The sequence below is a fragment of the Geothrix oryzisoli genome (assembly GCF_022808865.1).
Lineage (GTDB): Bacteria > Acidobacteriota > Holophagae > Holophagales > Holophagaceae > Geothrix > Geothrix oryzisoli.
The window spans coordinates 251492-277048 of record NZ_JAKZLB010000004.1 but is presented as its reverse complement, the minus strand read 5'-3'; the positions used below and the strand labels follow the sequence as shown (position 1 = coordinate 277048).

Below are 25557 nucleotides of genomic sequence, written 5' to 3'. Positions count from 1 at the left end.
GGTACGATTCTAGGCCGGGCTGTCAAGCCAGGCAGGCCGCGCGCTGGGAAAAACCGGTGAATGGTCGCCGGGGATCGGGGAGCCCCCGTCAGCGGCTGCCCTTGACCATGCGGACGGGGCCGTCGGCCTTGCCCTTGGCGCCGGGCTGGTCGATGCGCGCCTTGCTGTGGACCATGTGCGTGTCCGAGTCGAGGATGCAGCGCCAGCCGCGCTCCTCGCCGGGCATGCGGAGGTCCACCTCCCAGCCGCCCGAGGCGCCATTCAGGGGGATGCGCCGGGCGCTGACGGCCTTGCCGCCGGTTTCCCGCTCGGCGATGGCCTTGGCCTCCTTGGCGGAGCTGATGGGCCCGGTCGCATGATGCCGGCGGGGTTTGGTCGTTCCGGCAGACAGGGCAAGGGCTGGGAGCAGCACCAAGGCGGCGCCGAGGATCATGGAACGCATGGAGACTCCGGGGTTTGGCTGGATTCTAGCCTTCCCGGCCGCGAACCTGCAATCCGCCCGCGGCTCCTTCCTGGAGCAGGTCCGGCCGGAACGATGGGGGCGGGACCCTCACCTCGACCCGGTTTCGGCCCAGCGCTTTGGCCCGGTAGAGGCCCTGGTCGGCCTGATCGAGGAGGGCGGCGAAATCCGCGGAGCCGTTCCCGTCGTAGACGGCCAACCCCAGGCTGACGGTGAGCGGAAGCAGGGCGCCATTCAGCGGCACGGGGTTCGCACCCACGTGGATGCGCAGGCGCTCGGCAGCCAGCCGGGCCAGGTCGCCCTGGGTGCCGGGCATGAGGATGCAGAATTCCTCTCCGCCGTACCGGCCGAACAGGTCCGAGGCCCGGAGCTGGGAGCCCACGAGCGCCGCGAAGTGCCGGAGGGCGCCATCCCCTCCGGCGTGGCCGTGTGTGTCGTTGAAGCGCTTGAAATGGTCCAGGTCGGCCATCAGCAGCGTGCAGGGGAGCCGCTGCCGCTGGCAGATCTGCAGCAGCCTCGGCGCCTCTGCGTCGAGTCCCCGCCGGTTGAGGATGCCCGTGAGCCCATCCACCCGGGCGACGCGCCGGAGTTCGGCCAGCAGGCGCTGGTTGAGCATGACCGCCAGTCCCAGCACCTCGAAGGTCCCGATGGCCAGGCCGGCGAGGTACTGGGTCACTTGCGTCGCCTGGATCAGGCCCGGGTCGGACTGCCGGGCTCCGATCAGGTTGGGGACGATCAATCCCATGCCGATGGCGGCGTCGGTGAAGAACAGGAAAGACACAAGCCGGGTGCTGCTGGTGAGATCCGGCGGTCCGTGCCGGTAGAGGGTCCAGGCGGAGGCCAGGTTCCAGATCGTGGAGGTCAGGATGACGTTGATGCTGCGCGCCTCGAAGGAGGGGTGCCCCCACAGGAAGATGGCCTGCACGGCCAGACAGGCGGCGGTGACCCCGAACACCGGGCGGAGGTCCTGGGACAGCCCGCAGAACTCCCTCATGCCCATCCAGGTCAGGGCCGCAGCGAGGGCGAGGAAGGCATTGCCGACGAGGACCGGAACGACATCCGGGACCTTCCCCCGCAGGCCGAAGAGGACCGTGGCGGCCGCCACCAGCCAGAGTGCCTGGGTCCACCTCCGCAGTCCCGGTTGCCCCTTCAGGAAGATCCGCATGGCCGTCATGGCGAAGGTCAGGGCCAGGCTGACCACGAAGGCGGCGATGGCGAGGGTCTCGATGTGGAGGTTCACGGGGGGCCCGGGCTTCAGGCCCGGTAGAGCGCGGCGCCCCAGTGCAGTCCGGAGCCGAGGGCGGTGAAGGCTACGAGCATGCCGGGCTGGACCAGCCCATCCTGCAGGCATTCGTGGAAGAGGATGGGCAGCGTGGCGGCGGTGGTGTTGCCGTAGCGCTCGATGTTGTGGGGCACCTTCTCGGCCGGCAGGCCCAGGGCCTTCTGCACGCCTTCGATGATGCGGAGGTTGGCCTGGTGGACCAGTACCAGGTCCAGGGCCTCCACGGCCATCCCGGCGTCGGCGCAGACGCTGCGTACTGCCTGGGGCATGAGGGTCACGGCGGATTTGAAGACCTCTTTGCCGGACATGATGGGGAGCGTGTCTCCGGCCTGGATCTGCTCCGCCGTGACGAAGGGACGGCGCTTGAAGCTGGCGCCCATCATGGTCAGCACCCCCGCGCCGGTGCCGTCCGTGAAGAGCCGTGTCTTCAGCAGCCCGGCGTCACCCTCACGGCCCTCGATCACCATCGCGCCGGCGCCGTCTCCGAAGAGGACCGTCCGGTCGCGGCTGAGGGTGTTCTCGGCGCGTTCCGCGTCGGTGATCTCGCGGGTGGACTGGCCAATGAGGGTGTCCCAGCCCAGGTGCCAGGGCATGAAGGCGGTATGCACTTCGGCTCCCACGAGCAGGACGCGCCGGTAGCGCCCGCTCTGGATGAGGAGGTCGGCCAGTTCCAGGCCGTAGAGGAAGCCGCTGCATTGCTGCCGGAGGTCGAAGGTGGGGAGGTCCGTGCGCAGGCCCAGGGCCGCCTGGAGGAGCGGGCCGTTGCCCGGCAGCACGTGGTCGGGCGTCATGGTGGCGAAGATGGCCGCATCGATGTCCTCCATGCCGAGACCGGCCTTCGCGATGGCAGCCCGGGCCGCGAGGACGCCGAGATCCGCGGAGCCCTGCCCCGGTTCCGCATAGCGCCGCTCCTGGATGCCGCTGCGCACCCGGATCCATTCGTCCGAGGTGTCCATGAGCCGCGACAGCGCCTCGTTGGTCACGATATGCGGAGGCAGGCCGACGCCGGTTCCGGTGATCACACTTCGCATGGAATGCCTTTCCAGGTGACGAGAGCGGGTCAGCATACCTCCGTTCAGGAACGAGGCCAAACCGGGGCCTGACGCACCCCCGGCGGATTCCGGAGGCCTGCCTCGGGGCCGAAGCAGGAGGCTGGATTTCCGGGCGGTTGATATGCCATGGACTGGGTATCTGTTGCCATGAAAATGCATAGATTGATGAGGTATGTTCGTGTAATGACACTTGTTTTTTCGAAAATAGATAGACACTCAGTCTCAAAATCGATAGCCTCCCCCCAGTCCATTTCATCTTGATAGTTCGCAGGGCGGGTCAGGCAGTCACGGTCCGCATCACTGCAGCTGGTTGGCAGGCCGCTGCCGCCGGCTGGTTCCGGGAAGCCCTTTTCTCCCCACGGGATCGGCCTGTCTGGGCCTTTCCCCATCCCCCCACCCCACTTCAAGGAGGTTCCATGAACAGCAGTTCGCGGCTTTGGTTCGCCACAGCCCTGGTGGTTGCCTTCGGGCTGGCCCCTGCGCTCAGCGCTCAGGACCAGCGCGCCCCGGAGATCGTCCATCACCGGGTGAACCCGAACGATGGCGGCCCGAATGCCGTCTTCGGCGCAGCTCCCACCGCCGGCTCCACCAGCGCCCTGACGGCTCCCCTCAAGTACCACGGGGGTCCGGTCTTCAGCACGCCCACGGCCTACATCATCTGGTATGGCAACTGGGCCCAGGCCAACAACACCGATACCGCCTCAGGCCAGCAGATCGTCACGGACTTCTTCAACGCCATCGGCGGATCTCCCTATTTCCAGATCAACAGCACCTATGTCGGCTCGTCCAACCTGATCTCCGGGAATGTGACCTACGGCGGCGCCACCACGGTGGCCTATCCCTACGGGGCCAGCCTGACGGATGCCAACATCCAGTCCATCGTGGCCGATGCCATCAACAGCAAGGCGCTGCCCAGCGACACCAACGGCATCTACTTCGTGCTCACCTCCTCCGACGTGGCTGAGTCCTCCGGCTTCTGCAGCAAGTACTGCGGCTGGCACACCCACGGCACCATCAATGGCTCGGACATCAAGTACGCGTTCATCGGCAACGCGGCCCAGTGCCTGAGCGCCTGCGCGGCCCAGAGCATCGGCCCCAACGGCAACGCCGGCGTGGACGGCATGGTTTCCGTGCTGGCCCACGAACTGGAGGAAGCGACCACGGATGCGGATGCCAGCGCCTGGTACAACCGCCGGGGCTACGAGAATGGCGACCTGTGCGCCTGGACCTTCGGCACCTCCTACCAGGTGGCCAACGGCGCCTACGCGAACATGAAGCTGGGCACCCGGGACTTCCTCATCCAGCGCAATGTGACCATCCGGTCCACCGGGCAGTACTGCGACCTGGTGAAGTAGGCGGGTCCATCGCCGGCTGCAGCAGGACCACCGGCGGGCTTCCCGCCCGCCGGTGGTCATCCTCGACCATCCCCTTCCTTCCCGGGTTTCCCATGATTTTCCCCCGTTGCGCCGCCCGCCTCGTGTTCCTGGCCACCCTCGCCGTTCCCGTCTGCATGGCCCAGCAGGCTGCCGGTCCTTCCCTCCAGCGGCAGATCGATGACCTCAAGGATGGCCAGCGGCGGATGCTCGAGGAACTCGAAGCGATCAAGGGGCTCCTGAAGGAACGGACGGCGACCGGCGGTCCCGCCCTCCCCAAGGCCGGGAGCCCGCTCTCCGTCAACGTCTTCCGCGAGCCATTCAAGGGTGCCTCCGGGGCCCGGGTGGCGATCCTGGAATATTCGGACTTCGATTGCCCCTACTGCGCCAGGTACGCCACCCAGGTGTTCCCTCGGCTTGATGCCGACTATGTCCGCACCGGGAAGGTGAAGTATTTCTTCCGCGACCTTCCGCTGCCGGTGCATCCCGATGCCCAGTTCAAGGCCCGGATCGCCCGCTGCGCAGGGGAGCAGGGGAAATTCTGGGAAGCCCACGACCGGCTGTTCGCCGATCAGCGGCCCTTCGACCCTGCCGCGCTGGCCAAGCTGGTCCGGGACCTCGGCCTCGATGCGGCGGCCTTCAACGCCAGCCTGGAGGGGGGAAAGTACGCGGAGAACATCCGGCTGAGCGTGGCCAGTGCCGAGCGGATGCAGATCCAGGGGGCCCCGGCCTTCCTGTTCGGCACCCTGAACGCGGAAGGACAGGTGCTCAGCGTGACCAAGGTGGTTCTCGGGGCGGAGAGCTACGAATCCTTCAAGGAGACGCTGGACGCCCTGTTGGCGTCTTCCGCGTCGACCCCGGCCCCGGAGGCGATCCGGGTGGCCTCGGCTTCCGCCTGCGAGTGAAGCCGGGGGCTCAGCCCTCGGTCAAGCCCAGCTTCCGCAGGGCCATGGCCTGCTCGCTGGGGCGTTCCAGGCGGGTCCCGTCGACCTTCAGGGACTGGACCCTCAGGGCGCCATCGGCGAATCCGAGGAGTACACCTTCCCGGCCGGCCCGGAACCGGCCCTGGGGGCAGGGCAGTTCGGTGGGCAGCGCCCAGGCCACCTTGATGGTCCCGCCCGCCGTTTCCACGAAGGCGTTGGGCCAGGGGTCGGCCACGGCGCGGATCTGGTTGAACGCCTCCCCGGCGGTCATGGCGAAGTCCAGGCGCGAGTCGGCGGGCTTCCTGCCGCCGAAGTAGGTGGAGGAGCCGAGGGTCTTCTGGTCGATGCGGGGGAGGCTCCCGTCCGCCAGTCCGGGCAGGGCTTCGCGCACCAGCCCACGCCCGGCGTCCGCGGCCTTCTGCGTGAGGCTCAGGGCTGTCTCATCCCAGTCGATGGGCAGCCGCGCCTGCGCCAGGATGTGCCCATCGTCGGGCTTGGGCGTCATGGCGTGCAGGGTGATGCCGGTCTCGGTCTCACCGTTGACCAGGACCCAGTTGATGGGGGCCCGGCCCCGGTACTTCGGCAGCAGGCTCCCGTGCAGGTTGTAGGCCCCGAGCCGGGGGATCTCCAGGAACCGGGCCTGGATCATCTCCCGGAAGTAGAAGCTGAAGAGGAAGTCGGGCTGGTGGGCCCGGATGGCCTCGAAGACCTCATCCGAGTTGAAGGCGGGCGCGAACCGGACCGGGATGCCATGGGCCCCCGCCACCGCGGCAGGAGGGGTGAACCAGCGCTCGTCGGCGCCCTGGGCGTAGGTGTACAGGGCCTTCACCTCGACGCCGGCCTCCAGGAGGCCCTCCAGGGCTGCGGTCCCCACGCTGGAATAGGCACACACAACAGCGGTCGGGCTTGGCATGATTCCTCCATTGATCAGCATCTCATAATCCGTTGACCTTCCTCTCCGTAGCCCTATGTTGTGCCCGGGAGCCGTCCCATGCGTCTGCGAGTCCTGCCCCTCCTGCTTGGCGCTGCGCTGATGACGGCGGGCGAGGATCCCTTCGAGGCGCCTCCTGGGCTGCAGGCCTTCGCCCGGGAACACACCAACATGTACCAGGGCGTTCCATCCAAGGTCTCCGCCCTGCTCAAGGCCTTCTTCGCCACGCCCGAGGAGGGCGGGCTGGGGATCACCTACGACAATGCCTATACCCGTACTCCCAAGGAGGTCTGGCGGGACCGCAAGGCCAACTGCCTCAGCCTGACGGCGCTCTACGTGGGAGCCTGCAAGTCCATCGGCCTGGAGGCCCGGTACGGCGAGCCTCTGCGGATCAGCCGCTGGCGTCGGGTGGGCGCGACGGTCCGCTTCGAGCGGCATGTGGTGGCCGTGGTGCAGGGCGGAATGCCGGGCCAGGAACTGGTGGCCGATTTCCTGCCCGAGGTGCGCCGGGACAGCCTGCTCATCGCCCCACTGGACGCCAAGCGGGTGCTGGCCCTCTTCCACAGCAACCGGGCCGTTGAACTGATGGCGGAGTCCCGCAGCGCAGAGGCCCTGGCCGCGGCCCACCATTCGATCGAGGTGGATCCCAACCTGGGGGTGGGCTGGAACATCTTGGGTGTGGTCCAGCGGGCCCAGGGGCTGGAGGCCGACGCTGAAGCCTCCTTCCGCAAGGCCCTGGCCGTGGATCCCAAGGACGGCGCCCCCTGCGGGAACCTGGAGAACCTCCTGCGGGCGCAGGGGCGGCTGGAGGAGGCCCAGGCCTTCCGCGAGCGCGGGCTGGAGATCCGGAAGCGCGACCCCTTCTTCAATGCCTTCCTGGCCGAAGAGGCTCTCGGGGCCCAGCAGCTGGATGAGGCGGAGCGGCGCATCAAGCAGGCCATCAAGCTGCTCCGCCAGGAGCCCGAGTTCTACTGGATCCAGGCCCGGGTGGCCCTGGCGCAGGGGCGGACGAAGGACGCCATCAAGGCCCTGGAGAAAGCCCGGAAGTGGGCCCAGCCGGAAGCGCAGGCCCGGTACGACAGCAAGCTCTCGCTGCTCCGGAACATCCAGCCGGACTGAGCCCCGCTGGATGTTCCGGATCAGTTGGCCTCCAGCTCCGCCAGCCGGGCCTGGGCGTCCACGCTCTCGGGATGGTGGAGCAGGCATTCACGCAGGTAGCGGCGCGCCCCCTCCAGATCCTCGAGCTCCCGCCGGGCCTCCGCCAAGTGGATCAGGGCCTCCTCGGACTGGCCGTCCACCTGGAGCGCCTGCCGCCAGTGGCTCTCCGCGCGGTCCCAGTCGCCGAGTTCGGCGCAGCCGTGGCCGGCATCCAGCAGGTAGCGGAGGTCCCGGGGTTCCATGCGGACCGCCCGCTCCAGGTCCAGGCGGGCGGGAACGGGTTCGCCCAGGTTGGCCCGCGCGAGTCCGCGCAGGTGCCAGAACTCGGCCCGTTCCCGGCAGGCCTCCCCCAGGCCGTTCAGGTAGGGCAGCAGGGCCTCCCAGGCTGCCATGCCGGCCAGGCAGTCGGCCTGCAGCAGGAGGAGGTCCGTGTCGCCCGGTCGCTGCCGGAGCAGGGCGGCGATCTCCCCGTAGGCGGCTTCGAACTCCCCCAGCGCCACCTGGAGCTGCAGGAGGAGGGGCGGGTGGTGATCGCCCCGGCCTTCCGGCGGAAGGTCCAGGAGCCACGCCTTGGCGGACTCCGGGTCGTCCTCCCACCAGAAGGCGAATTCCGCGCGGCGGAGCTGCCACTCGTCGCGGAGGGAGGCGCCTTCCGCACCGGCGGGGAGGCTCTGCCGGGCCCGCTCCAGGCTGAAGCGCGCCGCCTCGTCCTCGCGCAGCTCGAGGGCGATCTGGTACCGCTCCATCCAGAGCCGGAACGAGTCCGGAAGCTGGCTGACGGCGGCCTCCACCACCTGCCAGGCGCCTTCCAGATCGCCCAGGCGGCGGCGGGCCACGCTTTCCGCAAGCCAGGGCAGGGGCTGGTCCTGGCGGTCCCGGCGGAGGCCCTGGACGAGGGCCAGGGCTTCGGCGGGCCGGCCGTTCCGCAGCAAGTACATGCTTGCGGCCCCCCGGTCCCACGGCAGGCGCAGGTCGCCGTGGCGGGAGGTCAGCACCGCCAGGGCGCGTTCCGCCAGGTCTTCCCGGCCGTGCTGGAATCCGGCCAGCATCAGGTCCTCGAGGACCAGCGGGTCGTCCCAGGCCAGGGGCAGGGCCGCCTCGAAGTGGATCCAGGCCTCGTGGAGGGCATGCTCCCGGCCGGACCGCAGCAGGAGGATGCCCTGGAGGTGGCGCAGCCGGGCCATGCGCGGGGCCAGGCGGATGAGGCGGTCGCCCCAGGCCAGGCGCCGGACCGAAGGGGTTTCGGGGATGTGGCGGAAGGCCCGGGAGACGATCAGCCGCTTCCAGAGGGGCAGGCGCGACAGGTGGGCGTCCAGGGCATCCAGCCAGGCCCGGTCCCGGTAGCCCAGGGCCTGGTCCGCCAGGCTCCGCAGGAGGCGGATGCGGTAGCCCAGCTCCCCGGTGGCGAGCGGCGCCCGGGCCAGGCACTCGGCCACGGCGGAAGCGGGTTCGCCCGCGGCCCACATGGCTTCAGCCCGGGCCAGTCGGGCGGGGTAGATCCAGACCTGGCGGAGGGCCCAGCCCAGCCAGATCCCGGCCATGACGGTGGGCGGCAGCAGCCAGCCGAAGGCCGGGTCGCGTCGGAACCCTTCCAGGGACAGGAGGACCATCAGCACGATCAGCAGAATGCCCACGGTGGGGCGCAGGGAGACCTTCTTCATGGCTCCAGGGTACGCGACGAACCCCGGCCGGAACCGGGGTCCGGGACAGAACGGGGGCTCAGACCTTGTTGACGTTCGCGGCCTGGGGGCCCTTGGGCCCCTGCACCACCTCGAAGCTGACGCGCTGCTTCTCCTCCAAGGTGCGGAAACCTTTGGTCTGCACGGCGGAGTAGTGGACGAAAACATCGGCCCCACCCTCATCGGGGGTGATGAAACCAAACCCCTTCTCGGCGTTGAACCACTTGACGGTGCCTTCGGACATGACTTTCTTCCCGGGGACCAGGCCCCTCTCACCTGGGGTTGATCGCGCGACACGCACCAGGCATGCGGGTCGCGGGGGCTTGCGCCCGAGTGAAACCGGGATCCCCGGCGGGAGTCCCTCCCCCACTTTCACGGCTCTTGGGCTGGTAAAGATGGATGGTTGACAGGGATTCTAGGGTCGGGTGTTGCGGTCTTCAAGACCCAAAAACACAGAAGGCGGCCTCTGGCCGCCTTCTGTGCAGGGGCTTCCCCCCCGTGCCCGGCTGGATTCAGTTCCCCTGCTGGATCTCCTTGGCGATGACAAGCCGCTGGATCTGGTTCGTTCCCTCGTAGATCTGGAGCAGCTTCGCGTCGCGCATGCACTTCTCGACGAGGTAGTCCCGGCTGTAGCCGTTGCCGCCGAGGATCTGCACGGCGTCGGTGGTCACTTCCATGGCGGTGTCCGTGGCGAAGGTCTTGGCAATGGCACTCTGCTTGGAGTTCTTGATGCCGTTGTCGGTCATCCAGGCGGCCTGCCAGGTGAGCAGGCGGCTGGCCTCGATCTTCTTGGCCATGTCCGCCAGCATGAAGCTGATGGCCTGGTTGGCGAAGATGGGCTGGCCGAACTGGATGCGGGTCTTGGCGTACTGCAGGGCGATCTCGTAGGCGGCGCGGGCCACGCCCACGCCCCCGGCGGCCACGGCGGCGCGGGTCTGGTCCAGGGTCTTCATGGCGATGACGAAGCCCATGCCCTCCTTGCCGAGGAGGTTCTCGGCGGGCACTTCCGCGTCATTGAAGTAGAGCTCCACCTGGTTGGAGGCGCGCTGGCCCATCTTGTCCAGGGCCTTGCCCACCACCAGGCCCGGCGTATCGCGGGGCACCACGATGCAGCTGGTGCCGCGGGCCCCCTTGCTGGGATCGGTGCTGCAGAAGAGGGAGTACCAGTCGGCGTAGCCGCCGTTGGTGCAGTAGCACTTGGTCCCGTTGATGATGTACTTGTCGCCCTTCTTCTCGGCGCGGCAGGTCATCCCGCCAGCGTCGGAGCCGGCATTGGGCTCGGACAGGGAGAAGGCCGCGAACTTGGGCTCCTCGGCGATCATGCCCAGCCACTTCTTCTTCTGCTCGGGGCTGGCGGCGATGAGGAGGGGGGTCATGGCCAGGCCGTTGGCCATGATGGAGGTGTAGAGGCCGCCGCAGCCCCAGGACAGCTCCTCGCAGACGATGGCCTCCTCCATCTGGGAGGCGCCGGGACCGCCGCAGTCCTCGGGCACCAGGGCCTGCAGGTAGCCGTAGTCGAAGGCGGCCTTGTAGACATCCACGGCCCACTCGCCGGTCTCGTCGTACTTGCGCGCCACGGGCCGCATGATCTTCTCGGCGAAGGTGTGGGCCCGTTCTTTTTCGGCCAGCTGTTCAGGGGAGAGCGAGAAACCGAGCATGAAGACCTCTATGGGAAATGGAGGGGAGGGGCCTGGCTGGAAACATCCGGAAGCCCCAGTCTATCTGGCCGCTCGCCGCTCCCCAAGGCCGGAGGCCCTGACACGAAGTAGGATGACGGCGGTCACACCATGGGCCCGGGTTAAACTCATGGGTTGGAGTACCCATGACCATCCGACTGAACGATCTGGGCAAGGCCGTCCTCGACACCGAATACGCCGTGCGGGGGCCCATTGTGGCCCGTGCGGCGGAGTTGGAAAAGCAGGGCCGCGAGATCATCTACTGCAACATCGGAAACCCCCAGTCTCTGGGCCAGAAGCCCCTCACCTGGAACCGCCAGATCCTGGCCCTTTGCGAGTACCCGGCGCTCATGGACCTGGCGCCCGGCGCCTTCCCGGCGGATGTGGTGGAGACAGCCCGGGCCATCCTGGCCGGCACGAAACACGGCCTCGGTGCCTACAGCGAGAGCCGGGGCGTGCGGTTCATCCGCGAGGCCATCGCCGAGTTCATCCTGGAACGCGACCACATCGGGGTGGATCCGGATGCCATCTTCCTCACGGACGGGGCCAGCAAGGGCGTGCAGACGGCCCTGCGTCTGCTGATCAGCGGGCCGACCGACGGCATCATGATCCCCATTCCCCAGTACCCGCTGTACTCGGCCACCATCACGCTCTATGAGGGGCGGATGGTGCCCTACTACCTGGACGAGGCCAACGGCTGGAAGCTGAGCCGCACCATGCTGGAGGCCTCCCTGGCCCAGGCGAAGGCCGAAGGCACCCATGTGAAGGCCATCTGCGTCATCAACCCGGGCAACCCCACGGGCGCGGTGCTGGACGAGGCCAACATCGAGATGGTCATCGACTTCGCGAAGGCCCATGGCCTCACGATCCTGGCCGACGAGGTCTACCAGGAGAACATCTACCTGCCCGGCGACGAATTCACCTCCTTCGCCAAGGTGCTCCACCAGATGGAGGTGAAGGAGGTCTCCCTCTTCAGCTTCCACTCCTGTTCCAAGGGCTTCCTGGGCGAGTGCGGGGTGCGGGGCGGCTACTTCGAGTACCGCAACGTGCCAGAGGAGGTGGCCGCGCAGATCCTGAAGCTGCAGAGCGTGAGCCTCTGCGCCAACCTCGCGGGTCAGGCCGCCACCTACGCCATGGTGCGCCCGCCCAAGCCCGGCATGCCCTCGTATGCCCAGTACGCGGCTGAGAAGAAGGGCATCCTGGACACGCTGAAGCAGCGTGCCCTCCTGCTGGCCGAGGGGCTGAACCGCATCGAGGGGATCACCTGCAACGAGATTGCGGGGGCCATGTACGCGTTTCCCCGCATCACGCTGCCCCCGGGCCGCACGGACTTCGACTACGCCATGGCCCTGCTGGAACAGACGGGCATCTGCGTGGTGCCGGGCTCTGGCTTCGGCCAGGCCGAGGGCACCGCCCACTTCCGCACCACCATCCTGCCGCCCACCGACAAACTCCAGAAAGTGGTGCAGGCCCTCGGCGAGTTCCACCGGAATTACCGCTGAATCCCCCAGGAGATCCCATGCGTCCCGAGCATCCCATCGTCCTCATCACCGGCGCGTCCAGCGGCTTCGGCGAAGCCATGGCGCGGCTGCTGGCCTCCCAGGGCTGCCATCTTGCCTTGGGCGCCCGCCGCGTGGAGCGTGTGCAGGCCCTGGCCGATGAGCTGACGAAGGCCCACGGCGTGAAGGTCTTCGCCGGGGCTGTGGACACGCGCCACACCGCCAGCGTCGACACCTTTGTCGCAGAAGCCGCCGCGGCCCTGGGCGGACTGCACGTCCTGGTGGCCAACGCGGGCCTGGCCAGCGGCACCTACAAGATGTGGGAGACGCCGGACGAGGACCTGGAAGCCATGATGCGCACCAACGTCGAAGGCGTGGTGAAGACCATCAGGGCCGGCCTGCCGCACCTCCGCAAGGCTGGGTGGGGCCACGTCTTCTTCATCGGCTCCACGGCCGGCCACCAGCCCTACGAAGGGGGCAGCGTGTACTGCGCGTCGAAGTTCGGCGTGAAGGCCATGGCCCACAGCCTCCGCCTGGAGCTGAACGGCGAGCAGATCCGCGTGACCTCGGTGGATCCGGGCATGGCCGAGACCGAGTTCTCCAACGTGCGCCTCAAGAATGGCGACAAGGCCAAGGCCGTCTACCAGGGCGTGAAGCCCCTCACCGCCATGGATGTGGCGGAATGTGTCCGCTGGTGCCTCATGCTCCCGGACCACGTGAACATCGACGAGATCCTCGTGAAGTGCGTGGACCAGGCTTCCGTCCACAAACTCCACCGGCGGGCCTAGGCCCCCTTTCCAACCTTGATCCGAACTTGCTTGCGGGCGGGGCAGGCAGGCGTTAGCTTGCATGCCACGGGGCTGGACCTTGGATGGGGAGGATGGGCGATGAGCTACTGCATGACGAAGGTCCTGAAGGGCGCTCCCGCAGAGGTGGATGCCAAGGTGAGGAAGGCCCTGGCGGACCAGGGCTTCGGCATCCTCACCGAGATCGACGTGGAGGGGACCCTGCGCGCCAAGCTCGGCGCGGAAGTGGGCCTCTACCGGATCCTGGGGGCCTGCAACCCCGCCTTCGCCAAGGGGGCCCTGGAGCTGGAGCCCCGCATCGGCGTCATGCTGCCCTGCAACGTGATCCTGCGCGGTGTCGAGGGTGGCACCGAGATCTCGTTCGTGGATCCCGTCGCTTCCATGGCGGCCATCGACAATCCGGATCTCAAGCATCATGCGGAAGCGGTGCGGGCGAAGCTCCAGGAGGCCTTCGAGAAGACCCTCTGAGAGCGAGGGATTCGGGGGCGCTCAGTCCCTGGCGAGCTTCGCGGCCGTGGGCAGGGAGGCCAGGATGGCCAGGGCGCCCAGGGCCCAGCCCAGGCGGTACCCGTGGCTGCCGATGACCCAGCCCAGGGCGAAGCTGCCGAGGCCGATCCCCGAGTCGAAGGCGAAGAGCAGGGCGCCGAAGGCCGCGCCGCGCCGCTTGGGATCCGCGGTCTCCAGGAGCTTCGCGTTGAGCAGCGTGTGCACCATGCTGTAGCCCGCCCCGTAGATGATGGCGGAGACCACGTGGCGCGCGGTGCCGCCGGGCAGCGCGGCCAGCAGGGCCATGCCCACCAGGGCGCCGGCGAGCATGGCGGGCAGCTTGCGGATGGGACGCTTCCCGAAGCCCCGCCGCAGCATGGCGATCCGCATGAGCACCATGCCCACGGCCATGAAGGACAGGAAGGCCGAGGGCAGCGGCATCCCCAGGGCCAGGGCTTCCTGGGCCGTGTAGCTGCCCAGGGCGCCATAGCCCAGCGCCACGGCGAACAGCACGAGGCTGGGGCCGAGCGCCGAGGGGTCGGGCCACTGGAAGCCCTCGGCCCGGCCGTGGGGGTGGTCCTTGGGCAGGGTGGTGCCCAGGGCGCCGAGGGCCAGGAACAGCAGGGCCAGGTACCAGCCGATGGGTGCGAAGCCCCAGTGCTGCTGGATCCACAGTCCCAGGAGGGGGCCCACGATGACGCCGCCCGGACTGGCCAGCCCATAGAGGCTGAGCCCGTCGGCGCGGCGGTCCTCCGGCAGCACGTGGGAGAGCGAGGCCATGGTGGCCGTCAGAAGGCCCGACCACACGATGCCGTGGGGGAAGGCCAGCAGGTAGAAACCCCAGCGCACGGGCATCAGGGCGTAGGCAGCCAGGAAGAAGGCGTAGAGCGAGGCGGAGAGGATCACCAGGCGACGGTGCCCCACGCGGTCGCCCAGAGGCCCGGTGAACAGGGCGCCCAGGGCGCTGCCGGCCGTGAAGAGGCTCATGAACCGGCCGCTCTCCGCCAGGCTCGCGCCCAGTTCCCGCAGGCGCAGCGGCACCGTGGGGAAGAGTTGGAAGGCCGCAAAGAAGGTGACGAAGGTGATGGCCCAGACCAGGGCGAACTGCCGGGTCATCAGGCGGGGCCGGGGGCTCGAAAGATCCTTCATGCCTCAAGGATGACAGAGGGCTCCGACCCGCTTGTCACGGTGGGGGGCTTGCCGACGACGCGGTAGGCCACGGGGATGCACAGGGTCATCAGGCCCGCGCCGATGGCCCAGCCCCAGCGGAAGCCGCCATGCTGCATGACCCAGCCCAGCCCCAGGGAGCCCAGGGCCGTGGTGGCATCGAAGGCGAAGAAGAAGGCCCCCGTGGCCGCGCCCCGGCGCTGGGGTGGCGTGGTCTCCATGAGGTGCGTGAGCATCAGGGTGTGCACCATGCCGTAGCCGGCGCCGTAGACGAGGCCCGAGGCCAGGTGCCGGGCCAGGCCGCCCGGCAGGAAGGCCAGCATGGCGTAGCCCACGGCGGTCAGGGCTGCCATGCCCGGCATCAGCGCCACGGGCCGCCGGCCCATGCCGGTCAGCGCCAGCACGCCGCGCATGGCCATCATGCCCAGGGCGAAGCAGGTCAGGAAGGCCGAGGGCCAAAGCATGCCCAGGGCCTTCGCCTCCTGGGCGCTGTAGGGCGGCATGGGGCCGAAGCTCAGGCCCACCAGCCCCATCACCGCCACGGCTCCCCAGACGGAGCGGTCCGGCCACTGGAACACGGGGCCCGCGATCTCGCGCGTGGCCTCCCGGGGCAGGGCGCCGATGAGGGCATGCAGGAGCACGAAGATGCCCGCGAGGAGGACCAGCATCCAGGTGAAGCCCAGGTGGGGCATGAGCCAGAGTCCCACGAGGGGGCCCACCGCCACGCCGCCGGGGCCCGTGAGGCCGAAGATCGACAGCCCCTGCGCCCGGTGTTCCAGGGGCAGGATGCCGCCCACCTTGGCCACGGAGGCAGTACGCAGGGCGGACCACAGCAGGCCGTGCAGCGGTGCCAGCAGGTAGAACACCCAGCGCACCTTCAGCAGGGCATAGACCATGAGGATGCCCACCACCGCCAGGGAGGCCACCCGCAGCACGCGACGCGGTCCGAGGCGGTCGCCCAGGGGCCCCGTGAAGAGCGCGCCGAAGCCCGAACCCAGCATGAACGCCGTCTGGAATCGCCCGCTTTCCGCAAGGTTCGCCCCCAGCTCCCGCAGGCGCAGCGGCACCACGGGGAAGAGCTGGTACCCGGCCGCGAACACCAGGAAGTAGAAAACGCAGACCACGAAGAAAGGCACCGTCAGGAACCCGGTCCGCCTCGATCCGTCTGCGTCCAGCATCCCTCCAGGATCGCATGCCGGGCCGCTATGCTGAAGGATCCATCCCGAGGTTCCCATGCAGCTGGATCAGTTCCATTCGGAAGTCGAGCGCGTCAAGAAGGGCGGTTCGCCCAAGGCCCACGAGAAGAACTCGGAGGCCGGGAAGCTCTTCGCCCGGGAGCGCATCCGCCTGCTGGTGGACGAAGGCAGCTTCGTGGAAGACGGCCTCTTCGCCAACGCGCTGCACAAGGACCTCCCGGCCGATGGCGTGATCACGGGCACGGCCACGGTGGACGGCCGCCCGGTGGCGCTGATGGCCAATGACAGCACCATCAAGGCCGGCAGCTGGGGCGCCCGCACGGTGGAGAAGATCATCCGCATCCAGGAAGTGGCGATGCGCATGAGGATCCCCATGCTCTACCTGGTGGACAGCGCCGGGGCGCGCATCACGGACCAGCTCGACATGTTCCCGGGCCGGCGCCACGCCGGCACCATCTTCCACATGGAGGTGGCGCTCTCGGGCCTGGTGCCCCAGGTCTGCCTGCTCTTCGGCCCCTCGGCCGCCGGCGGCGCCTACATCCCCGCCTTCTGCGACGTGGTGGTCATGGTGGAGGGCAACGCCAGCATGTACCTGGGCTCGCCGCGCATGGCCGAGATGGTCATCGGCGAGAAGATCAGCCTCGAGGATCTGGGCGGAGCCAAGATGCACTGCTCCGTGAGCGGCTGCGGCGACTTCCTCTGCAAGACCGAGCAGGAGGCCATCGCCCTCTGCCGCCAGTACCTGGCCTATTTCCCGCAGCACTGCGAGGATGCGGCCCCGGCGGTCACACCCAAGGCCGTGTCCCTGAAGGCCAAGGACCTGCGGACGCTGGTGCCCAAGGACATCAACTCCCCCTTCCAGATGAAGGACTTCATCGAGGGCCTGGTGGACGAGGGCAGCTTCCTGGAGGTGAAGAAGCTCTTCGCGGGCGAGATCATCACGGGCCTGGCGCGCCTCGATGGCAAGCCCGTGGGCATCCTGGCCAACCAGCCGCGCGTGAAGGGCGGGGTGCTCTTCGTGGACAGCGCCGACAAGGCCACGCGCTTCATGACGCTGTGCGACGCCTTCGGCATCCCGCTCGTGTTCCTCAGCGATGTGCCGGGCTTCATGATCGGCAGCGCCGTGGAGAAGCAGGGCATCATCCGCCACGGCGCGAAGATGATCAGCGCCATGGCCAGCTGCAGCACGCCCCGCATCTGCGTGGTGGTGCGCAAGGCCTACGGCGCGGGCCTCTACGCCATGAGCGGACCCGGGTTCGATCCGGACGCCACACTGGCGCTGCCCACGGCCAGCATCGCCGTCATGGGCGCCGAGGCGGCCGTGAACGCCGTCTTCGCCAACAAGATCGCCGAGAGGCCCGAGGAGGAGCGCGCGGCCTACGTCCAGCAGCTCCGGGACGAGTACAACGAGGACATCGACCTGAAGAAGCTCGGCGCCGACCTGCACGTGGACGCCATCGTGGATCCGGCCGACCTGCGCCACGAGCTCATCACCCGCCTCGCCCGCGCCCGCCGCCGGGAGGTTTGGCCCGCCAAGCGACGCAGCGTCACACCGGTCTGAGCATTCCCTCGACCGTTGCGCTATGCTTCCGGGGATCTTTCCGGAGGCTGGCATGTTCCGTCGCGTGGACGACTTCAAGACCATCTGGCAGCAGGAAGCGGAGAAGACCCTGGCGGTCTTCGCGGCCATCCCCGATGCGGCCGCCCACCAGGCTGTGGATGAGCACCACCGGGACTTGCGGCGCATGGCCTGGCACCTGGTGGAGACCATCCTGGAGCTGCCCCAGAACCTGGGATTGAAGGTGAAGGGACCGGTGGGCCTGGGTCCCGATGGTTTCATCGCCACCCCGCCACCGCCCACCATGGCCGAGGCCGCCGCGGCCTATCGCGCCGTCAGCGAGTCCCTGCTGGATCACATCGGCAGCTGGAGCAACACGGAACTGGGCCGGAACTTCACGCTGTACGGGGAAACCTGGACGGGCGCCTTCGCGCTCTATGTCCTGGTCAGCCACCAGACCCACCACCGGGGCCAGATGACGGTCCTTATGCGGCAGGCGGGCCTCCATGTCCCCAGCCTCTACGGCCCCACGAAGGAAGGCTGGGCGGCGTTCGGGATGGAGGCTCCGAAAGTCTGAGCCTGCCTACTTCAAGGGAAACTCCTTCCAGACGAAGAGGACCACCTCCACCAGGATGAGGATGATGATGATCCACTCCAGCCGCTGATCCTTGCGGCGGGCCAGGACATCCAGCACCGTGCCGCCCGCGTCCTGGAGGTAGGCCACTTTCTGGTTCACGGCCGCCAGCCGCTCCTCCAGGTCGAACTGGTCGAAGAGGGCGCCGTCGAGGTGGGCCAGAGCCTCGCTCTCCCAGGTCTCCGGCGGGTCGTCGAAGAGGGTGAGGGTATCCAGCACCGTCGCCCGCACCGCCATGGCGAAGCCCACGGTCCGCAGCAGGTCCTTCTGTCCGAACACCAGCCGTCCCTCGTCGCGGAGCGCCGTCACCACGGGACCGAACCGGGCCATGGCCTGGCTCACCTCGGCCTCCACCGAATCCAGGGCCACGCTCTGAGCCAGGGCCAGGGAGACGATCTTCAGCTTGTCCAGGGTGAGGTCCCGCAGCCAGACCTCGGAGAAGTCCACGCGATCCGCGTCGGCGCGCAGATGCACCCGCAGGTCATCCCGGGCGGTCTCCGCCCGCACGCCCGTTCCGGGCAGGGCCTCCAGATCCCGGAGCACCTCCTCCACGGTCCCCGGGGAGGCATTCCAGAACACCGCGGCTCCGAAGCGGGCCAGGTAGACCCAGACGCCGGCCTCGGGCTCGAGCACCAGGGGATTGGTGGAGAGGATCCGGTAGTGGGGATGCCGGGCGCAGAAAGCCCGGAAGTCGATCTGGCCCCGGAAATACTCGGCCCGCAGCTGCATCCCCACCGCCTGCGCCGGAGCCAGCGGGACGTTCGGGAAAGCCAGGGAGCTGGAATCCATGCCCCAATGTAGGCCCCGGTCGCCGGAATGGCCCAGACTCGATCAATCGAAATTGATTATCTTATTGATAAATATGTAGTTGTCACAAGGGATGCGAAAAAGATCAAAAAAGATGTTGCAACTCGTTAAAATTCGCCTAGATTGAATTGCATGGTGAAACACCTATTCCCTGGAGGTCACATGCGTCACCCCTTCCGCGTTCTGCTTGCCACCCTCGCCCTGGCGGCCGTGCCCGCCCTGGCCGGTCAAGACACCTACAAGATCGACCCGGTCCACAGCGAGGTGAGCTTCAAGGTCAGCCACCTGCTGGCCAAGGTCAGCGGCCGCTTCACGAAGTTCGAGGGGCTCATCCAGGTCGACACCGCCGACATCAGCAAGTCCAGCGTGGAGGTCACCATCGACGCCGCCAGCCTCACCACGGACAACGAGGCGCGGGACAAGCACCTGAAGTCCCCCGACTTCTTCGACGTGGCCAAGTTCCCCACCATCACCTTCAAGAGCACGGCCGTGAAGGAAGTGGCCAAGGGCAAGCTGGAGATCACCGGCGACTTCACCCTGCACGGCGTGACCCGGCGCATCACCTTCCCCATCACCAATGCAGGGACTCAGCCCGGCATGGCGCCCGGCACCGTGATCGCGGGCTTCATCGACGGCGCCCTGACCCTGAACCGCAATGAGTACGGCATCAAGACCTTCCCCGGCGTCATCGGCGAGACCGTCGCCGTCAGCCTGAACGCCGAGGCCGGCAAGGTCGCTCCTGCCGTCAAGAAGTAAGCCGCTTCCGATCGCGCTGTCCCCATCCGCCTCCGGCCGTTCCCCTGGAGCGGCCGGAGGTGGGTTTCCGTGCCCTTCTTTTCTGGAGGCTTCCCATGACGCTCCTGGCCCCCTTCCCTGGCGTCCTGCAGCAGGATTCTTCGTCAGGCCTGTCCTACCGCGTGATGCAGCCCCCACCGGCCCAGCCCCGGGCGCTGGTGGTCCTCCTCCACGGCGTCGGCGGGCAGGAGACGGACCTGGCCGAGCTGGCGGCCGGCATGGCTCCTGGCGTCCTGGTGGTGCTCGTCCGCAGTAGGCTGCAGCTCGGGCCGGATCAGTTCGGCTGGTTCCGCGTGGCCTTCACGCCGGAGGGGCCGAAGATCACCGAGAGCGAGGCCGAGGCCAGCCGCCATGCGCTCATCCGGTTCGTCGACCACCTGCAGTCCCAGCACGGGATCGAGGCCCGGCGGACGGTCATCGCAGGCTTCAGCCAGGGCGGCATTCTGAGCGCCAGCGTGGCCCTCAGCGCCCCGGAGCGCGTGGGGGGCTTCGCCATCCTCTCGGGCCGCATCCTGCCGGAACTCGAACCGCGCATCGCCGGTCGTGAGTGGCTCGCGCACCTCCGTGGCTTCATCGGCCACGGGGAGAAGGACCGGACCCTGCCCCTGGCCTGGGCCCAGCGTTCCAACAGCCTGCTGGACGACCTGGGCATTCCCCACGTCACGCGCGTCTATCCGGTGGGCCACACCCTGAATCCGGAGATGCGGGCCGATGTCCTCGCCTGGATCGAAGGCCTCTCCGGGGCCGCCTGACGAGAGCGCGAAGCCTGGACCGCCCGGCTAGAACCGCGCCCCGAGCTGGATCTGGATGTCGAAGGCGCCGCTGTCATCCTCGGAGCTGACGCTGGTCCGAGTGGAGAGCCTGGTGCCGGGGCTGAGGAACAGGCCGAGGTTGAAGTAGGCGTGCGGACCCAGGGTGTGGGTGTAACCCCCGCCGATGAAGGGCGCCGTGGTGGCGACCTGGTCCACCTCGCCGGTCACCAGGGATTTCTCCCGCTTCGACCAGCGGAACACGGCTCCGCCGAGGTACCAGCTGCCCGGCGACTGGGGGCTGAAGAGGTAATCGACGAAAGGGCCGGTGCGCCTCTCCGTCGTCTCCGTCAGCCTGCGGCCTGTGAAGGGATCATTGAAGTGATCCCGCCACTGGACGTGCCGGTAGCCGAGCTGCCAATGGCTCGAAGCCGGACGGAAGCTGACCTGGAAGTCCTGGCCCTGGTCGGCCAGGAGGAACACCCCCGCTCCCACCCTGAAGTCCTGCGCCCGCAGGAAGGGCGGTCCCAGGAGCAGGATCACCAGCCACATGAGGGAGAGCCGGGGCATCGGCCGCCTCCATCCGCTAGAACCGCCGGCCGATGCCCAGCCACACATTGGGCCCGGTGGAATCCGTATCGGCGGTGACGGTGGGCGGCACCAGGGAACCGCTGGCAGAGACATCATGCTTGAGCCGGGCCCAGGAATAACTGGCGCCGACCTCGGCGTACCACGTGCGCTGGGCCGAGAGGTAGACGTCCACGCCGACCCCGATGGTGGCCATGGGGAACCAGCCGTCGTTGTCCACGTGGACCAAGGTCTCGTCCAGGAGGTCATTCCGGAGGGTCAGGAGGGTCCGATCCTTTTCGTAGGCCAGTCCGAGCCCGGCCTGGAGGAAGGGGGTCCAGCGGTGGCCCGTCCCCAGAGGGCGGTACTGCACCAGGGCCAGGAGATCGGCATAAATGCTGTACTTCTGCTCGAAGGCGAGGGTGGCGGGGCCGGCAGGCGTGTCCACGGTGGCCGAGCCATCGATCTTCCCCCGGGAGTAGTCCAGCTCGAGCCCCAGCTTCCAGTGAGGGTTCAGGTCCCGGTAGACCTGCACGCCCAGGTTGAGGTTCGCCACGTCATCCCAGGTCTTGAACGAGGTGCCCAGGGCCGTGTTGATGTCCTTGATCTGCTGGTTCGTCTCCGTCTGCTTGGGCCAGCTCTGCTGGAGGTACATGGTCGCGGTCCAGGGCTTCGCCCCTTCCTGGGTCCAGGCCGGGCCGCCGGCCAGGAGAAGGCCCGTGGCGAGCAGGCAGGACGCGGGCAGACGGAGGTGTGCGAAGGGTGTCGGCATGGGATCCCCGGAAGATGGCCCATGGATAATCCCGACCTCCCAAGGTGTCAATGCGAAAAGACGATTACCGGGTCTTCTTGACAGGGCAGGTCCAGATGACAACCCTGGTCCATGCCCCTCTTCTCCCGTCCTGATGGCGACCTCGTCCATGGCGAGGCCCCCGTGCGGCGCATCATGCCGTACCTCATGCGGGGGCGGAACGAGAGCTGCGTCTACCAGGAATCCATCTACCGCATCGCCGCCGCGCGGATGTGGCTGAAGGCCTACAACCGCGCCCACCACCCCAGGGCCACGCTCTTCCATCTGGTGGCCTACGCCGTGGCCGTGACCCTGGAGGCCCGGCCGCGCCTGAACCGCTTCGTCTCCGGGGGACGGATCTACCAGCGGCGGGGCGTCTCCTTCTCCTTCGTCGCCAAGAAGGAGTTCACGGAGGATGGCGAGGACGCCACCGTCAAGCTCGCGGCCGCCGAGGGCGAGAGCTTCCAGGACTTCTCCCGGCGCCTCTCGACCCAGGTGGACGAGGCGCGGGAGAGGGAGCGGGCCGTGGACCAGGAAGTGGCCCTGGTCATGCGGCTTCCCGGGCCCCTGGTGCGCCTGCTGATGGCCCTCGCACGGGGGCTGGACCATTGGAACCTCTACCCGGGCTTCATGATCCGCGACGATCCCATGTACGCGAGCATCTTCCTGGCCAACCTGGGCTCCGTGGGCGTCTCCGACGTCTACCACCACCTCTACGAGTACGGCACTGTGTCCATCTTCGGGGCGGTCTCCGCACCCCGGCGCGCGGCCTTCGCCACCCGGGACGGCGTGGCCGTGGAGGAGGCCCTGTCCGTGCGCTGGACCTTCGACGAACGCATCGACGACGCCTTCTCCTGCGCCCGGTCCCTGGTGCTCGTGCAGAAGATCCTGGAAGATCCGGGCCGCTGGCTGGGACCGCCGGAGGGGACGCCGACCTGGCGGGGCGCGGAAGCGGAGGTGCGGGCCTCATGATCGCGGCCCTGCGGCCTTCCGAGCGGCTGACGGTGCTGGTCCTGATCGGGCTGCTGGCGCTCAGCCTCCTCGCGCGGCCCGAAGGATGGGTCCTCCGGACCGCCGCCTTCGCCGGCCTGCTGACAGCGGTGCTGCTGCTGGGCCGGGCGCGCTGGAAGGGGCCCGGGGTGCTGCGGGACTTCCTTCCGGTCGCCGTGATCCTCGTCGTGTTCCTGCTCCTGCAGCCGCTGGTGGTGGCCCTGAACCCCCATCGCTGGGACGCCGCCCTGGCGGCGGCCGACCAACGCTGGTTCAGCCAGCTCGCCCCGGCCTGGCACGGCGCCTTCGGCCGACCCGCGGCCGTCACGGATCTGGTCTACCTCGCCTACGCGAGCTTCTACCTGCTGCCCATCGCCGTGGGGGCGCTGGCGCGCGTCCGCCAGGGGCCGGAGTCCTTCGAGCAGGTCGCGTTCACCATCCTCCTCGGGTTCTACCTGTCCTTCCTCGGCTATTTCCTGTGGCCTGCCGAGGGGCCGCGGGTGCCCGAGGCCCTGGCCCCAGCCCGACTGGGTGGCGGCGCCGTCTCCCACGCCATCCGTGCCTTCCTCCACGGGGCCGAATCGACCACCCTCGACGCTTTCCCCAGCGGCCACACGGCCCTCTCGGTGCTGCCAGCCATCCTGGCCACGCGGCGCTTCCCGCGCCTGGCCCCGTTCTTCTGGACCTGGGCTCTGGCGGTCGTCTTCGCCACCGTCTACATCGGCGTGCACTACGTGTCGGATGTGGCCGCGGGGCTCCTCCTGGCGGGACTGACGATGGGCCTGGCGCCGCTGCTGTCGCGCAGCCTGGGCGCGCGGGCGCTCAGCGCTCCAGAATGAAGGTCACCGGGCCGTCGTTAACCAGATCGACCTCCATGTGCTCCTGGAAGAAGCCGGCTTTTACGTGGGGGTACTGGGCCTTCAGCTGGTCCAGGAACTTGCGGAAGAGCACCCGGGCCGCATCGGGAGCCATGGCCTGATCGAACGAAGGCCGCCGGCCCCGGGCGATGCTCCCCGCCAGCGTGAACTGGCTGATGGCCAGGATCTCCCCGCCGGTGTCCTGGAGGCCGAGGTTCATCTTCCCCTCGCCGTCCTGGAAGATGCGCAGGCCCGCGATCTTGGCGGCGGCCCAGGCGCAGGTCGCCTCGGTGTCGCCGGTCTCGAGGCCCACGAGCACCACCAGGCCGGGGCCGATGGTCGCCTCCAACTCGCCGCACCGCACCGAAGCCCGCCGCACGCGCTGGATGACCGCCTTCACCGCAGCCCCGCCTTCCGCCCGATCTTCCGGGCCAGTTCCTTCGCCTCGGGATGTCCGAATCCCGCAGCGGCCAGGCCGTAGACCACCGCACACAGGGCCACCAGGGGCAGGAGGCGGCCGGCGAGCGGGATCCGCGTGAAGGCATGGGGCGCGTCGAGCGCGAGGAACCGGGCGCCGCCCCAGGCCAGCAGACCCATGAGGATGGAGGCCGCCAGGGCCCGGGCGGTGGCGTTCAGGAGCGGGCGCAGGTCGAGACCGGGCAGGCGGCGGCGCAGGCGCAGCAGCAGTCCCGCGAGGCCCGCGAGGCTCGCCAGCCCGTTGGCGAGCGCCAGGCCGCCGGTGCCCAGGGGCTTCAGCAGGGCGAGGCTGAGGGCCACGTTCAGCAGCAGGGTGCCGCCCGCCAGGGCCGCAGGGCCGCGGTAGTCCTTGAGTGCGTAGAGAGCCTGGTTGCCCAGCCGCTGAGCGGCGACGAAGACCAGGCCCACGGATTGGAAGACCAGGGTGAGGGCCGTCCAGTCCGAGGCGGCGGGATGGTAGGCGCCGGTGCGGAAGAGCAGGGCGCAGATGGGCCGGGCCAGGACCGCGAGGCCCACGGAGGCCGGCAGCACCAGCAGCGCCGAGGCCGAGATGGACTGGGTGAGGCTGCGGTTCATCCCCGGCCAGTCCCTGGCTTCGGCCTGGCGCGAGAGCGTGGGCAGCCCCGCGGTGGCCAGGCTCATGGCGAAGAGCCCCAGCACCATCTCGCCCATCATGCCGCTGTTGTAGAGCACCATCTGGGCGCCGTTCGGCAGGCTCGAGGCGAGCATGGTGCTGACGAGGGCATTGATGGGGTAGATGCCCGCCGCCAGCAGGCCCGGGCCCATGCGCCGCAACGCCTTGAGCACCCAGGGGTCCCGCAGGTGCAGCCCGAAGGACAGGCCGAAGCCCTCCTTCCGGACGGCCGGGAGCATGACCAGCAGCTGCAGCACGCCTCCTGCCAGCACGGCCAGGGCGCACACGACGGCCACGGTCTCCAGCGGCACCTGCCCGTTCCGCCTCAGCACCTGCAGCGTGATCCACCCGAAGGCGATGAAGGCCAGGTTCCAGAAGACGGACACCGAGGCCGCCAGGGCGAAGCGGTGGCGCAGGTTCAGCAGGCCCGCGAAGCCCGCCGTGAGGCTGACCAGGGCCAGGTAGGGGAACATGATGCGTCCCAGGCGGGCCGTGAGTTCGCTCTGGGTTTCGGGGCGGCCGAGGGTGAGCAGGCCCGCCAGGGGGCCCATGAAGAGCAGCACCAGGGCCACGCCCAGCAGCAGGAGGACCAGCAGGGTGCCCAGGAACCGCGCCGCCACGGCCTTCACGGCAGCCTCGCCCTCGGCGGCTTCCGCCTCGGCCAGGGTGGGCAGGAAGGCCGCGGTCATGGTGCCCTCGGCCGTGAAGCGGCGCAGCAGGTTGGGCAGCCGGAAGGCCACCGCATAGGCATCCGCCGCCGCGCCTGCGCCCAGCACATGGCTGAGGAAGAAGGTCTGGAGCAGGCCCGTGAGGCGGCTCAGCAGGGTCATGAACCCCACGACCCCTGCGGAGCGGAGCAGGCTGGGGCGGGCGGGAGCGGAATCACTCACGGTCGGCACTGGGCTAGATGGTCCATGAGTCTCCCGGGACTGGAGCCGCTAGTCGGAATTGAACCAACGACCATCCGCTTACAAGGCGGGCGCTCTACCAACTGAGCTATAGCGGCGACAA

The 25557-nt window shown here is 68.7% G+C and carries 26 protein-coding genes and 1 tRNA gene; 12 read left to right on the top strand and 15 right to left on the bottom strand.

All coding sequences use genetic code 11. From position 1 onward, the window contains the following. Positions 1–88: 88 nt before the first annotated feature. Genes MLE43_RS12445 through MLE43_RS12435 form a run of 3 tightly spaced genes read right to left on the bottom strand, consistent with a single transcriptional unit; the run spans position 89 to position 2773 of the window. Positions 89–442, bottom strand: coding sequence for a hypothetical protein (locus MLE43_RS12445; protein ID WP_243304497.1), 354 nt, complete (start codon positions 440–442; stop codon positions 89–91). 25 nt (positions 443–467) lie between these two features. Continuing rightward, complete coding sequence (locus MLE43_RS15000) at positions 468–1700, bottom strand: GGDEF domain-containing protein (protein WP_243304495.1); 1233 nt, start codon at positions 1698–1700, stop codon at positions 468–470. A 14-nt stretch (positions 1701–1714) separates the two neighbouring features. Next, positions 1715–2773: a 3-oxoacyl-ACP synthase III family protein gene (locus MLE43_RS12435; protein ID WP_243304493.1), complete on the bottom strand. Its 1059-nt coding sequence runs from the start codon at positions 2771–2773 to the stop codon at positions 1715–1717. Between the two features lie 437 nt (positions 2774–3210). On the opposite strand from MLE43_RS12435, the gene MLE43_RS12430 reads away from it, so the two are divergent. Together MLE43_RS12430 and MLE43_RS12425 are read left to right on the top strand one after the other, a co-directional pair. Further along, positions 3211–4149, top strand: coding sequence for an EXORDIUM family protein (locus tag MLE43_RS12430; protein ID WP_243304491.1), 939 nt, complete (start codon positions 3211–3213; stop codon positions 4147–4149). 92 nt (positions 4150–4241) lie between these two features. After that, positions 4242–5072 carry a DsbA family protein gene (locus MLE43_RS12425; RefSeq protein WP_243304488.1) on the top strand — a complete coding sequence of 277 codons (831 nt, stop codon included), beginning with the start codon at positions 4242–4244 and terminating at the stop codon, positions 5070–5072. Positions 5073–5082: 10 nt separating this feature from the next. On the opposite strand, the gene MLE43_RS12420 is transcribed toward MLE43_RS12425, so the two are convergent. Next, complete coding sequence (locus tag MLE43_RS12420; RefSeq protein ID WP_243304487.1) at positions 5083–6003, bottom strand: formyltransferase family protein; 921 nt, start codon at positions 6001–6003, stop codon at positions 5083–5085. A gap of 78 nt (positions 6004–6081) precedes the next feature. On the opposite strand from MLE43_RS12420, the gene MLE43_RS12415 reads away from it, so the two are divergent. Next, positions 6082–7140, top strand: coding sequence for a tetratricopeptide repeat protein (locus MLE43_RS12415; protein ID WP_243304486.1), 1059 nt, complete (start codon positions 6082–6084; stop codon positions 7138–7140). Positions 7141–7160: 20 nt separating this feature from the next. Here the strand turns inward: MLE43_RS12415 and MLE43_RS12410 are convergent, their stop codons facing one another. From MLE43_RS12410 to MLE43_RS12400, 3 genes are all read right to left on the bottom strand, one after another. Further along, positions 7161–8840, bottom strand: coding sequence for a tetratricopeptide repeat protein (locus MLE43_RS12410; protein ID WP_243304484.1), 1680 nt, complete (start codon positions 8838–8840; stop codon positions 7161–7163). Positions 8841–8898: 58 nt separating this feature from the next. Further along, positions 8899–9102 (bottom strand): cold-shock protein, encoded by a 204-nt coding sequence (locus tag MLE43_RS12405; RefSeq protein WP_243304482.1) that lies wholly within the window; start codon positions 9100–9102, stop codon positions 8899–8901. Between the two features lie 268 nt (positions 9103–9370). Next, positions 9371–10516, bottom strand: coding sequence for an acyl-CoA dehydrogenase family protein (locus MLE43_RS12400; RefSeq protein ID WP_243304480.1), 1146 nt, complete (start codon positions 10514–10516; stop codon positions 9371–9373). 164 nt (positions 10517–10680) lie between these two features. Between MLE43_RS12400 and MLE43_RS12395 the strand changes: the two genes are divergently transcribed. From MLE43_RS12395 to MLE43_RS12385, 3 genes are all read left to right on the top strand, one after another. Next, positions 10681–12036, top strand: coding sequence for an aminotransferase class I/II-fold pyridoxal phosphate-dependent enzyme (locus MLE43_RS12395; RefSeq protein WP_243304478.1), 1356 nt, complete (start codon positions 10681–10683; stop codon positions 12034–12036). 17 nt (positions 12037–12053) lie between these two features. Next, positions 12054–12821 (top strand): SDR family NAD(P)-dependent oxidoreductase, encoded by a 768-nt coding sequence (locus MLE43_RS12390; RefSeq protein ID WP_243304476.1) that lies wholly within the window; start codon positions 12054–12056, stop codon positions 12819–12821. Positions 12822–12920: 99 nt separating this feature from the next. Next, positions 12921–13307, top strand: coding sequence for a DUF302 domain-containing protein (locus tag MLE43_RS12385; protein ID WP_420843201.1), 387 nt, complete (start codon positions 12921–12923; stop codon positions 13305–13307). Positions 13308–13328: 21 nt separating this feature from the next. On the opposite strand, the gene MLE43_RS12380 is transcribed toward MLE43_RS12385, so the two are convergent. Then, a complete protein-coding gene (locus MLE43_RS12380) occupies positions 13329–14474 on the bottom strand; it encodes an MFS transporter (protein WP_243304473.1) in 1146 nt (381 codons plus the stop codon). Continuing rightward, a complete protein-coding gene (locus MLE43_RS12375; protein ID WP_243304470.1) occupies positions 14471–15670 on the bottom strand; it encodes an MFS transporter in 1200 nt (399 codons plus the stop codon). Before MLE43_RS12375 ends, MLE43_RS12380 begins: the two co-directional genes overlap by 4 nt. A 55-nt stretch (positions 15671–15725) precedes the next feature. Between MLE43_RS12375 and MLE43_RS12370 the strand changes: the two genes are divergently transcribed. Then, positions 15726–17249 (top strand): acyl-CoA carboxylase subunit beta, encoded by a 1524-nt coding sequence (locus MLE43_RS12370; protein ID WP_243304468.1) that lies wholly within the window; start codon positions 15726–15728, stop codon positions 17247–17249. Between the two features lie 52 nt (positions 17250–17301). Then, positions 17302–17823 carry a DinB family protein gene (locus MLE43_RS12365; RefSeq protein WP_243304466.1) on the top strand — a complete coding sequence of 174 codons (522 nt, stop codon included), beginning with the start codon at positions 17302–17304 and terminating at the stop codon, positions 17821–17823. Positions 17824–17829: 6 nt separating this feature from the next. Here MLE43_RS12365 and MLE43_RS12360 read toward each other — a convergent pair whose 3' ends face one another. Beyond that, the gene (locus MLE43_RS12360; RefSeq protein ID WP_243304464.1) at positions 17830–18669 is read right to left on the bottom strand and encodes an RMD1 family protein; all 840 of its coding nucleotides are present in this window, start codon (positions 18667–18669) and stop codon (positions 17830–17832) included. Positions 18670–18849: 180 nt separating this feature from the next. Between MLE43_RS12360 and MLE43_RS12355 the strand changes: the two genes are divergently transcribed. Both MLE43_RS12355 and MLE43_RS12350 read left to right on the top strand, forming a co-directional pair. Beyond that, complete coding sequence (locus MLE43_RS12355; protein WP_243304461.1) at positions 18850–19443, top strand: YceI family protein; 594 nt, start codon at positions 18850–18852, stop codon at positions 19441–19443. A 95-nt stretch (positions 19444–19538) separates the two neighbouring features. Next, positions 19539–20234: an alpha/beta hydrolase gene (locus MLE43_RS12350; RefSeq protein ID WP_243304460.1), complete on the top strand. Its 696-nt coding sequence runs from the start codon at positions 19539–19541 to the stop codon at positions 20232–20234. 27 nt (positions 20235–20261) lie between these two features. Here MLE43_RS12350 and MLE43_RS12345 read toward each other — a convergent pair whose 3' ends face one another. Both MLE43_RS12345 and MLE43_RS12340 read right to left on the bottom strand, forming a co-directional pair. Continuing rightward, entirely contained in the window at positions 20262–20801 is a 540-nt protein-coding gene (locus tag MLE43_RS12345) for a hypothetical protein (protein ID WP_243304458.1), read from the bottom strand. Between the two features lie 16 nt (positions 20802–20817). Further along, entirely contained in the window at positions 20818–21570 is a 753-nt protein-coding gene (locus tag MLE43_RS12340) for an outer membrane protein (protein ID WP_243304456.1), read from the bottom strand. A 111-nt stretch (positions 21571–21681) separates the two neighbouring features. On the opposite strand from MLE43_RS12340, the gene MLE43_RS12335 reads away from it, so the two are divergent. Next, the gene (locus MLE43_RS12335; RefSeq protein WP_243304455.1) at positions 21682–22560 is read left to right on the top strand and encodes a 2-oxo acid dehydrogenase subunit E2; all 879 of its coding nucleotides are present in this window, start codon (positions 21682–21684) and stop codon (positions 22558–22560) included. Further along, positions 22557–23417: a phosphatase PAP2 family protein gene (locus MLE43_RS12330; protein ID WP_243304454.1), complete on the top strand. Its 861-nt coding sequence runs from the start codon at positions 22557–22559 to the stop codon at positions 23415–23417. The genes MLE43_RS12335 and MLE43_RS12330 overlap by 4 nt, the downstream gene beginning before the upstream one ends. Here MLE43_RS12330 and dtd read toward each other — a convergent pair. The 3 genes from dtd to MLE43_RS12315 all read right to left on the bottom strand — a co-directional run bounded on the left by dtd (position 23401) and on the right by MLE43_RS12315 (position 25552). Then, complete coding sequence (gene dtd, locus MLE43_RS12325) at positions 23401–23835, bottom strand: D-aminoacyl-tRNA deacylase (RefSeq protein WP_243304452.1); 435 nt, start codon at positions 23833–23835, stop codon at positions 23401–23403. The two genes, MLE43_RS12330 and dtd, sit on opposite strands and share 17 nt — an antisense overlap. Further along, the gene (murJ, locus tag MLE43_RS12320) at positions 23832–25436 is read right to left on the bottom strand and encodes a murein biosynthesis integral membrane protein MurJ (RefSeq protein WP_243304450.1); all 1605 of its coding nucleotides are present in this window, start codon (positions 25434–25436) and stop codon (positions 23832–23834) included. Before murJ ends, dtd begins: the two co-directional genes overlap by 4 nt. A gap of 40 nt (positions 25437–25476) precedes the next feature. Beyond that, positions 25477–25552, bottom strand: a tRNA-Thr gene (locus MLE43_RS12315). Between the last annotated feature and the right edge of the window lie 5 nt (positions 25553–25557).